Here is a 12,378-nt window from a genome sequence, read left to right on the forward strand (position 1 = left end):
AATTAAATAAGATAACAAAATTTTACCACTTTTTACATATATTTTGCTAACAACAAAACCAAGTTAACACAGGCAGCTTAAGCAATATTTAGTAGAGAATTAGCAAATTAAATAAATTAAGGTAAAAATAAATTTAAATTATAATTTTAAAATATGACTAAAATTTTTAACCATAAACTTGACATCTTGAAAGAATTTATTAATATTTGCAGTAAGCATGAGCTCTGATATAGTCTTGATTTTAATAGTCTTTTAGCAGTGGTTAATAACCTGGAATATTGAAATGAAACTGATCATTATGAAGTAATGATGACTTTTGAATCATATGAAAAACTAAGACAATTATATCCACACAAGGTAATTGATTCGGTCAAACACTCTGACTATTATTCGTTACAAAATAAATTTGTTGAAGATAGTAAAAATATATACAATGATTGCCCTTTTGTTGATATTAATTTAATCATTCCCACAACGATTAAAAAAATAAAAAAGATGTATAAATTTTCTAATAAAAGTAAAAGCTTTATACAATATTATGCTACTATGAATTATTCAAATATTCCTAAAATTAAAAACAAAATTATTATTTCTAAATTCCTAAAGGCTTTAAAAAAATCGATAAACTATAAGGATTTAGTAAATGGTCTAAACGATGATATGTATGAAGGTTTTGTTATAACATCACCAATAATTAATCATTTTTTTCTAACAAAATGATTAACAAATACTAACTATAACATTCGTATTTTTGAAAAAGATGGGCTAAAACTTCATGTTATAAATGAATATCAAAATTATTTAAGAAACATCTTTGGAAGTGATTGAAAAAACATTAAAGAAATTGCAGTTCCATATCACTTTGGCTCATGTATCGACATTATAAAAAGTGTTTCTAACAACGATGATAAATAATTAAGATTTTCTTAAATTAAAATAAAAAACCAGTTTATTACTGGCTTTTTTTCTTCAACTAATTACGCTCTTTTTTCGGCTATTCTTCTTTTTTTGGTTTGAGTAGCAACTTTTATTCTAGAAATACCAAATACAATTGCTGAAACAATTATTAATATTAGCGTAATACATATGAATACAAGTAATACTATTTTCGTCAATGTGAATGCAGAGATAAATAAAGCGATCCATATTGGTAAACACGATGATAACATGCAATATGAGGATACTATGTAAGATTTTTTAATTTTCTTTGATAGCAAAAATGCTGATAGAGTAATAATAGCAGTTGATAGTATTAACCCAAATATAATAAATAATATAGTTATAATCATTTTAATTTTCTTTTTCCTTTTTTATTAATCATTTTCGTTCTTGATGTTTTATATCCTTAATATGTCCTAATTCAAGATAAATAACTTTATCCGCAATTTGTGCAACATCAGCATCATGTGAAACAATAATTATCGTAGTTCCATAATCGCGGTTGATTTCTTGAAGAATTTTTAAAACAATTCATCCTGTTTTTTCATCAAGAGCACCAGTTGGCTCATCAGCAACAAGAATATCAGAATTTTTAGCTATTGCTCTTAGGATAGAAACACGTTGTTGTTGACCACCCGACATTTGTGAAGGGTATTTAAACATACATTCTTCAAGGTCGAAATCCTTAAATAATTTCTTAATATCCAAATGTTTTGACTTGTCCTTTTGTAAATAAGCGCCGGTCTCAACATTATCATAGCTATTTAGATTTTGCAATAAATTATAGTTTTGAAAAATAAATGAAATATTATCGCGTCTAAATAGCGTTTGTCTAGATTCATTTAGATAAGGCAAATTTATATTATTAACAATAACCTTACCACTAGTTGGTCTATCTAGTGCACTTATTATATTTAAAAGCGTCGATTTTCCTGACCCTGATTTACCATACAATATTGCAATTTCGCCCTTTTTTATGGTTAAAGATACACCTTTTAGAACATCGGTTGCAACGTTTCCTGATAAATAAGTTTTCTTAACATCAAAGACTTCGACAATATTGCCATCGCTATTCTTTTCCTTTTCTAATCCATCTTTTTTTCGAGGTTTATTATTTGCTAATTTATATTTTTTTAACGTTGCACTATCTAATGGATGTCCTGATATTCCATCAGCATTCGAAGCTATTGATGTCTCTTTTTTATTATTCATGGAAACATTTAAATCTTCATTTTTAGATTCAACTTTTTTATTTCTTCTTCACATTATTTTCCTTTCAAGGTGTCAATGGCCTTAATTTTATTTAAACTCTTTCAAGTAGCCATCGAGGTCAGAATAAACACTGTTAAGCAAATTGCCGCTGAGATAATAATTGTTGAATAGTGTAAAACAAGTGGCAAGACAATTTGAGATGTAGCCATCATAAATGCATTAAATACCGAAATCAATAGTAATGTTGCAGGTATCATTAATAAACAAGCAAATATTATAGTCGGAACAAAGTTAGCAAAGAATAGTGAAATCTTTTCGCGATTAGTATAACCTAAAACTGAAAACGTAGCTATTGCTCTTTGATTTGAGGCAATCATAATATTAGTAATAACAATTAATATTATAATGGAAATCAATAGCGACATAACAATAAAGGCTATTAGAATAACATTTACAGTTTCAGAAATATCAGCTATAAAACCTGCTTCAATATCTTTACTATTAACGTTAAATGAAGCACCATACATAATATTTTTACCATAAATAGTATCGGGTTGTATTCCATAAAATTTCGTAAGAATACTGCGTGCTAAACCTTTAAATTCTTCATTTGAATTAGCTTGTTTTACAATCTTTTCATATTGAGATTCATTTATATTAAGAAGTCTAAATAATACGTCTTTATATCTTAATTTAGCTCCAGGGTGTGCTTCATTATAGGAATCAATATTATGTTCATAAACGGATATATAATTTAGATCTTTATTAGATATAAATATGCGTTTAAAGAATTCTCAAACAGTTTGATCGCTTGCACCTTCAACTTCAAATGAAGAGGTAGCACCTCAAAAACCGGTTGATGAATAAGTAGTTAAGGTATCGATCGTTTGGACTGGTGTTGTATCACTAGATAAAATACCATTAAATGCTTCATATTTTCGTCTAAAGTCTCTAGTAATTTTTTGTTTATTTTGTGGGTTTAAGAATATAGCATTTTCTAGTTCTTGCTTACGTGCGTTTTGCAAACGAGTAGTCAATGTGTCATAACCCAAAATTTTGTCTAAGATGTCCTTTCTTGTAATAAATTCACTATTAATGTATGTTTCGGATATATCAATAACTTCAAAGGTATATTTAGTTCTTGGTGGCTTTTGATTTAACGCACGATAACTAAAGCGATCAACATGGTTTAATAAATCAAATTCAATTTTTGAACCAATAGAAAGATTGTATCTTTTTTGGGCAACAGTATTGACAATCAATGGGATTGTAGTATTTTCATTATATTGATAGTTAGCTAATTTTTGTTGTAAATCTTCATTATTAGCATTGTGCATTGAAATGAATCTACTATCACCATAATATCCATAAATCTTTATTTCTTTATTATTATATAGTGTTTTAGCATAAGTATATTTTTCATTAGTTACATCATTTCAATAAATACCGCCAAATGATACAAAGAAATCAAGACTTTCAATACGACGGTAGGCATTAACCAAGAAATTACGATATTCCTGTCTATATCTCGATGTTGAAACAGATTTTGGTTTAAAGTATGTTTCATTAATGGGATCTCATTCAATAAATTTAAACTGTTCGCTAATTCTTCCGTTGGATTGATTGTTTTGATATAAAGACGACGAAGTGAAATAAAAGAAGCTCGTACGATTTTTTATATCTTCTGGCTTATTATTGGCGAGATCTTTTTGAAATTTTTCCAAATCAGTAACGGCAATAATATTTGATATGTCACTATCTTCAACATTTAAATAATCCTTACCGGTTTTTAACTTAGAAATATCAATTAAATATTGGGTAGCTTGCATTTCTTTTGATACACGCTTAAATATTTGCGCGACTCTAGCTCTTTGCGTTTCAGGCAAACTAGCATAAGTAATATCTCAAGGGCTTAATTCAACCGATAAATCAATCAAGATATCAAGTGATGATTTAGTCAACACTGTTGGTGCATACGGAATATGTGGGACATCGGTATTAAATGAACTGCCTGGTCTTAAGAAATTCGGATTAGCATAATCAAGTTGACTACCATTTGATGAAGATGATCCAGCTAAATCATTAGGAACATATAATAATGAATTTATATCAGATTTATTATAAGTAACATAAGGCCCACCTTCAGTTGTCGGACTTTCAAGATCAAGCTTAAATTTATAAAGTCTATCTTTATATGTTTTTGTTATAGCCTTATTAAAAATGTTGTTTGACGATAAAAAGAACATAGAAATCAACGATGTGGTTGAAAATGCTAAGAATAGCGAGAACATTTTTCAGAAATTATTTAGTGCCATAGAGGCGATAAATCTTGCTTTAACTGGCAGTTTTCTAAACATTGCTGAAATTCTTTGAGCAAAATTCCCAACCTTAACCTCAACAAGACCACTCATTAACTCAATAGGTTTTTTTCTAACAGAAATTGCTGTTATTATAAAAATTAAGAAACTAACAAATAACAACGGTGCAATTATTGTACCAAGGATGGCGGAGGTGTGAATAGGAATTATATTATTTTCAAGTGTCCAGTATGAAGACAAAACATTCATTGCTGTTCCCTGTAAGGCAAAACCAACAATATAACCAAGTAAACCACCAACAAAAGCAGGGATTCAACCAAAAGCACAAAATGCAAATGCTATTTTTGAGGTTTTATAACCCTGAGCACGCAATATTCCAACAACTTTATTTCTCGCTTCAATATATCTCTTCATAATAAAGTATATAATGAATGCAACTAAGATAGTTAAAACAGAAATTAAATAGAATGTGGCATTTTTGATTGAATTAACAATAGTTCTAATGGTTACAATTCTTATCTTTCTTTCAGGATTTATATTGTCTAATTCATCTTTTAAATAAACCTTTTTGTTAAATGAATTAGGATTAATAAGATTAATATCATTATTAAATTGCTCCTGCAATTCCTTCGGCGATTTATTATGCAAATATTTTCCATTCTCATCAACAGGTGCTTTAACTAATGCATAAGTCTTAACAGCAAAAGTTGGATATGCTGAATTTATACGGTCAAAACCCTTTGAATTGACATAAATAATTGCTTGGGTATTAGTATCTACTTGAATATTTTCTTCATTAATAACAGGATATAAATAATCAACAGTTGAATCAATACCAATGATTAAATACTCCTGCGTATTAACTTTAACCTTGTACTTTTCATCTAATGAAGAAATAAATAATTGCATAGCATAAGGGTTCGATAGATATTTGCTTATATCACCTTTATAGACTTCTTTACCGTTTTTAGATGCATAACCATAATTAACTTTAGCAACATATGAACCTGAATCTGAATAAGAAATTAAATTTGATATTTTAATAGGTTCTATGATTTTATATACTGATTTTTCTAAAGATGAGGTAATGTTAATACCAAATAAATCAAGTCCCTTACCATTACTATTTCTTAATTTTTGATTAAAAATATAATTAAATCTAGATAGGTCTAAATCAATAGAAGTATCGTTTTTCGATTCAACATAATAAGCAGAATTTTCAAAATTTTGTGTAATTGCTTCGATTTGATAAAATATATCCTTAACATTCGAAGACTTAAGATTATTTAAAACTTTTTTAACAATATAAGCAATATTGCCTTCGTTTGGATTTGGACTTAAAATATAATATAAAGGAATTTGAGGAAAGCTTAGTAGTGTCAAAGGATTTAATAGATTATTAGGAATATTTAATAATGATAAATGATTATTAAGTCTTGAATTTTCAATAACCTTTTTGAATGCCAAATCTAGTTCATAATCATCTTTAATTAACGGTTTTATAGGAGTTTTGTCATTAGTTTCAAGGAATGAATCAAGAAACATTTTTAATGAATTATTGTAATAAGTTGGAATTTGCGAGGCTGTTGCAATGTAACCAAAGTTATAAGTAAGTTCATTTGAATTCTTAATTAAAAGGTCAATTATTTTATCAATAGTTTTGGTGTCAATTCTAGCATTAATTAAATTAGATTTAAATAAATTAATACCGTGCGATTTTTTCAATAAAGAAATAAGTTCACGATTTGCTAAATTAGTATGTGCATGAGCATAAGGAATTTTTAAAAGTGTTGCTTGATACTTATTATCGCTTCCTAATATTCCTAAACTAGGAATTGGATTAATAACTTTATCAAAGTTTTGCATTGCCTTAACAAATTCAGGATTTAACGCTAGTTTATAGATTTCATTTAGAACAAGTTTAATTTGTGCATAAGAAAGTTTTTTAGCATATTGCTTTTCAATAATCTTTTGTCCAGTATTTTGATCAATAGATATTTTATCCTCAATACGCTCAATTCTATTCAAAAAATAAGCCATCTTAATCCATATGCTATATAAAACAAACATATTTTTAATAATTGATTCCTCACCATTTGCAAGAAATGATGAACCTAGATATTTAGCAAGAAAATTATGCAAGGTTTTTAGAATTTCTATTTGTGATTTTTTATCTTTAGCATTTGAATCAATAATTGCTGATAAATAGGCTAAATCAGCATATGATTCGGGCTTTTGGTTTTTGTCTTCTAATATAAAGTCGAACTTATTATCCCTTGGTTTAAGAGATTTGAGTTTTAAAAGAGATACAAAGTTAAAATATTTTTCAAGTTTAGCAAGTAATTTTGATAGATTATTTAGCTCAATATCATTAACAAGTGCTTGCTGTTTAACAAAATCAAACTCAGATTTAGTTAATTTTAATAAAGTTTTAGAATTTATTGCTTGTTTTACCTTTGCAATAATCTTTTTGATATCAACTAAATCAAACTCATTAATAGGAACATTATATGACGAAGGAATAGAAAAACTGCTAGACAAATTATTTGGCAATGCTAATTTAGGCAAAATAGTCAAATCTAGTAATGAAATTTTTCCTTCTTCTTTGGTTGGAATAGAAATATTTAATTCTTTAACCAAACTTTCTGTTTTGTTTGAAAAGTTAAAAATTTTAATAATCGCATTTTGAATTTGAATAATTTTGCTTGCTGAAATTTCATTTTCGCCAACAAGATTTAGAGAGGACATAAATGCTGCCAAATAATCAGATTGATTTAGATATTCAGTATTGTAATCGTTATAAATTTTATTATTAGCTGTAATTGGATATTTATTAATCTTAATTAATTTATTAAGTGAATTAGTGAATTGTTCAATATTTATATTTAAAAAAATACTAAATAGTCCTTCGTTAATATTCTTATATGAGCCATCTTTATTAGCGTCTAAGGCTTTGAAGAATTTTTTAGCCTCATCCTTCGTATTTTTATCTAAGTCTTGATTTATATTTTTGTATGCTTGAACTCATTTTTGGTAGTAGCTGCTTTTTTGCTCTGGATCAAGTATTTTGCTAAAATCTACTAAATTAAAAAGGTTCTTAATGGATTTTTTGAATTTTTCTTCATTCAATGAACTTAATAAAGAAATAATCATCCGTTCATGAGACATTGTTCAATATGTATCATTTACCGCAGTAAACGGTTTATATGGATGGCGATCGTATCAATCGTTTATTATTGCTGAAAATTTAACAAAATCAATTGATGAAAATATTTCGGTTAAAATATCGAAAATTTTTTCTTTATCTCTTATATAAACAAATAGATCTTTTAATGAAATCTTGAGTTGTGGAATAATGTATAAATTAGAAAAATTTAAAATTCCGCTTAGATTATTTATTTGTGAAACAAGATAGTTTTCCCTTTCTTCATTAGTTTTAGCCGATAGTAAATATTGTTTTTTAAAATATAAAAATATCTTTGCAAAGAAATTATGAATGAAAGCATTTGCATTTATATTTATGTATTCAAGATTTTGGTTATTATCTTGCGGCAGAGGTTTAACTAAAAATTTAATAATATCTAAAATTGTTTTTTTTAAAATAAAACGATTAGTTTTTCCGATGGCAAGCAATGTATGTAACCCATTGCTTTCAACAGAATCGGTGACAGCTTTGAAAATACGATATACATCACGGCGATCAAATAATTTTCCAAAATCTGTATCTAAAAGAACTGAACGTAATCTATCAACTAAGGTTTTAATTGTATTTTTTTGTGTAATTTCAAGAGTTAAATCTGGTGAAATTGATCCGAATGATATTGGTAAACTTATTGCGTTTCTAAATTGAGGATTAACAACGGCTCAACCGTTTGCACCTATTTCACCACGAACAGTATAATCTTGTTGAACAAGGTAATTATAAACTTCATCCAAGCTTAAATATTCCTTGTCATTAACTAAAACCTTATTTCACACGATATCGTCTGTAAAACCATCAATATTGCTTTGAACTAAAAATATATATTTATTTGGTCTAGGCATTGCAATTGCCCCAACGACAGTAGATCCTCCGGGGCGCTTTATTTCTGGCGTAGCAGTAGTTAAAACCAATATTTTTCCATCAACTAGGGTTGGAATTTTTGTGTTTTCAAGAAAATCATAGTACTTTTCAAATCTTATATCCGCATTAAAATATTCATTATTTGGCGTAAAATTACGAAAAATAGTTTCAACTAACGACCTAGTATAAACAGCAGGAATTTTAGTTATAAGATTGCTATTTTTATCTGGCTTTAATAAGAATTTATCAACATTTTCATTTGAAATACTTGAATGCAAAATAGATGGATTAAGACTTTCGTTATATAACTTACCGACATTATTTTCAAATCCTAGTATTTTTTTATCCTTATCACCAATATTAACAAAATGAAATACATTCTTTTTTGCATTGCCCTCATTAACTGTTTCAACAGTGATGGTTTTTCTAATACCTAAATTATCTTTACCAACAGTTTTTTTAATATCTTCTAGTATTGAAGAACGAGCAAAACTTAAAGCATTATTACGAATAAAATTTTGAGCTACATTAAGCTTGCTAACATTTGATACATCTTGAAATTCTTCATCACTTAATGGCTGCGATCCTAATTTATTAAATTCTACTTGCTTAATATTTCATAAATTAAAGGCATCAAGGTTTTGTTTATTTTTAGGAATTCGTGTATTTTCTTTTCCTCCACTTCACGGCTGTTTAAAGGTAACATCAATATCATTTTTATCAATTGGAACCGTTTGCACAAAGGTTTGTTTATATTTATTTCCAATACTATAGGTAGTGGTTATGGTCTTATCTCAATAAGAGAAATATAAATGTTGCTCATATTCTTTAGGTTGATTTTTGCTAAATTGCTCAATAAATTTAAAGTACGATCCTTTTCAATTGGACTTATCTTCTTGATTGCTTTCATTTCAATTTAAAATGTAACGATATCAATTATATGAAACCATTCGCTCAGCTCTTCTTATTCATCCTTCCGGAATTTTATAAGTATTATTAGAAGCTAGTTCGATATATAGAGGAGAATTAGAAACTATTTTATTTACATTTGCAAATGTCCCGAGTTTAAAATCATCAACAAGGATATCATCATTAATAATATTTCATTGTGTTGTTTTTTGGTTGCCAGCGATTTTAATTTTTGCATTTTTAGCTTTTTCTTCATTAAAATATCACTTTTGATCATTTGATTTTTTTTCAAATCCCATTAATTCAAGGACTTTATTAGATTCAATAACATATAAAACACCTTCTGCTTTTCATTCATCATAATCTTGGGTCAAAAATGATGCTTGCTTAGTTACGGTATTGATATAAAGAGGCGAGGATTCTACAACGCTATCTTTAATTGTTTGTTGATTAAAAGGTCCTTTGGGACCATATGATATAGTTAAAATATCACCTAATTTTACTTTTGTTTTAAATCTTATTAAGTCATCGGTATTAACTCTGTTTACTTTAGTTACCAAAGAATATTTATTTCCCTCTTTTTGATAAACTTTAAATTTTCTATTTTCACCTGAAAAAGTAAATTCTCTAATCTTTTGGGGATTAGGGTTTTCTTTATTAATCTCGAATCTGACACTTGAAACTTGACCTGAAAGTTGTTCATAATATAATTTTAAAAAGTCTTCAGTCTTCAAATAATATTTAGGATTGGTGTTTCAATTTTCGATAGTATCTTTTATGTTAATAAAATTGTGCTCGCTTCCCGGCAAATTAATCGTATAAGAAACATCCGAACCATTTTTAGATGATTCGAATTTTATTGGCGAAGTAATAACGCTATGATTATCCTTATCAATTTGATTATATCCATGGCTAGGGATGACTCCTGAAGGATTAATATCTAAATCAACAGTTAAATCATGCAATTTAGAAACCTTATCATATGCATTTATTGTTCGTGAATATGAAGTCTTAACATCATTTAACAAAGTAAATAAAAATGTTGTTAAGAAAATTAAGATTGTTAAACAAATTAATGTAACTTTGTTTTTAGCAAGTGACCTAAAAACTTCTTTAAATAATCTCTTCATCTCTCACCCCTTCCCAAACTTTGTAATGTTAATTATATAGTTTATTAAATTATTATTTAATAAATTTTTTTAAATATGCAACAAAAAATTCTGCTCATGTACATAATGAGCAGAAAATTTAAATTTATTTTTTGGAATTTTCTTTAATAATTATCGACCATTTTCTTGGGATAAAATTAGGGGTAGGAATTTTTTTTTCATAATAAACCAAGACATTATCGATAGTAAAAAATTTATTTAAACATAAAGTATTAAATTCAATTTTTAATATATTCTTAATATTTTTAGAATTATCAATTTCCTTTTGAAAATTAGTTGATTTTAAAAAACAAAAAATTGAGCCTATTTTTCCAACATGATGAGATATTTCAACAAGATTCTTTAATTCTGAAACTGCTCTTGCGCTTATAAAATCAAATCTTTCCTTTTCTAATGATTCTTCTGATCTTATTTTAAGAATCCTTACATTTTTTAAATTACATTTTTTGACTACAAGCCATAAAAAATTTACCCTTTTTTGCATCGGCTCATAAATTGTAAGATTAAAATTTTGACTATATATTAAATAAGGGATAATAGGAAAACCTGCTCCTGAACCAATGTCAAGAACCTCCTTATTACATAGATTTGCAATATTTTTATTTATATTTTTAAAAATAAGAATCGATTCTATAATGCCCTCTTTAATTAATTTTTCACCGTAAAAACCTGTTAAATTATACTTCTTATTTTCCTCTTCAATTAACTGATAATATAAATAAAGTTTAGCAATTATGTCTTCATCTTCAATGCAAAGATATTGAGTTATAATTCTTCTAAATTCTTCCATTACTATATTCTTTATAAATTTCACTTATTGATGTGCTATTAGTATTAGCCTCAATAACTAAACCAAGAAATTCGGCCATTGATAATTCTTTTAGCTTCTTAAAATGTGATAAATGTGAGTGATCTACTGAATTAGTTATTATAACTTCATCAATGATAGGATTGCTTTCAAACATTTCAAAACCTCTTGAAAATAACCCGTGTGTTGCAGCGATAATAACTTTGTTAGCGCCTTGTGCCTTTAGTGTTTCTGCGGCATGTATAATAGTTCCACCAGTATCAATAATATCATCATAGATGATTACATTCTTACCATTAACATTACCTAAAACGCCCATAATTTCAGATACATTTGGGCCAGTTCTTCTTTTATCAATAATTGCAATTGGTTCATCGGAATTTAGGCATTCTGATAATTGACGCGCTCTAACTGCGCCGCCATGATCAGGTGAGACAATAACAAATTTATCTTTTCTTTTTCTTAATTCCTTAGCAAAAATAAATTGACCTCTTAGATCATCAACAGGAATATTAAAAAAGCCTTGAATTGATGCATTGTGCAAATCAACAACAATAATTTTATCAGCACCAGCAGTTTCTAATAAATCAGCAACAAGTTTGGCTGAGATTGGATGTCTGCCGCTTGTTTTTCTATCCTGTCTTGCATAACCATAATAAGTAGTAACACAAATAATTCTTTTTGCGCTAGCACGCTTCAGCGCATCAATAAATATCAAAAGACTCATTAAATTATCATTGACTGGTTTTCCTGTATTGTTGATAACAAAAACAGTTTTATTTCGAACAGTTTCGTCGGGATAAACTAAATTCTCGCCGTCAGCAAAAACAACTTTATTAACCTTTTTAACATCAGTGTCTAAATATTTAGCAATTTCATTAGCTAGTTTTTCAGAATTATCCATCCCAAAAATAATTACATTTTCATCTAATTTTTTCATTTTTTTTAGCTTAAATTTTC

Annotated in this window: 5 protein-coding genes; 1 reads left to right on the plus strand and 4 read right to left on the minus strand. The window is 27.5% G+C overall.

Annotation, left to right across the window (positions count from 1 at the left end):
- Positions 1-153 precede the first annotated feature (153 nt).
- Complete coding sequence (locus ACWXVM_RS00315; protein ID WP_455993672.1) at positions 154-915, plus strand: hypothetical protein; 762 nt, start codon at positions 154-156, stop codon at positions 913-915.
- A gap of 375 nt (positions 916-1,290) precedes the next feature.
- On the opposite strand, the gene ACWXVM_RS00320 is transcribed toward ACWXVM_RS00315, so the two are convergent.
- The 4 genes from ACWXVM_RS00320 to ACWXVM_RS00335 form a co-directional block, all read right to left on the minus strand.
- Positions 1,291-2,205: an ABC transporter ATP-binding protein gene (locus ACWXVM_RS00320; protein ID WP_444704803.1), complete on the minus strand. Its 915-nt coding sequence runs from the start codon at positions 2,203-2,205 to the stop codon at positions 1,291-1,293.
- Complete coding sequence (locus ACWXVM_RS00325; RefSeq protein ID WP_455993674.1) at positions 2,205-10,571, minus strand: ABC transporter permease; 8,367 nt, start codon at positions 10,569-10,571, stop codon at positions 2,205-2,207. The genes ACWXVM_RS00320 and ACWXVM_RS00325 overlap by 1 nt, the downstream gene beginning before the upstream one ends.
- A 124-nt stretch (positions 10,572-10,695) precedes the next feature.
- Positions 10,696-11,400 carry a 16S rRNA (guanine(527)-N(7))-methyltransferase RsmG gene (gene rsmG / locus ACWXVM_RS00330; protein ID WP_455993676.1) on the minus strand — a complete coding sequence of 235 codons (705 nt, stop codon included), beginning with the start codon at positions 11,398-11,400 and terminating at the stop codon, positions 10,696-10,698.
- Entirely contained in the window at positions 11,387-12,358 is a 972-nt protein-coding gene (locus tag ACWXVM_RS00335) for a ribose-phosphate diphosphokinase (protein WP_438340349.1), read from the minus strand. The genes rsmG and ACWXVM_RS00335 overlap by 14 nt, the downstream gene beginning before the upstream one ends.
- Positions 12,359-12,378 lie beyond the last annotated feature (20 nt).

The sequence above is a fragment of the Mycoplasma sp. 2261 genome (assembly GCF_053851575.1).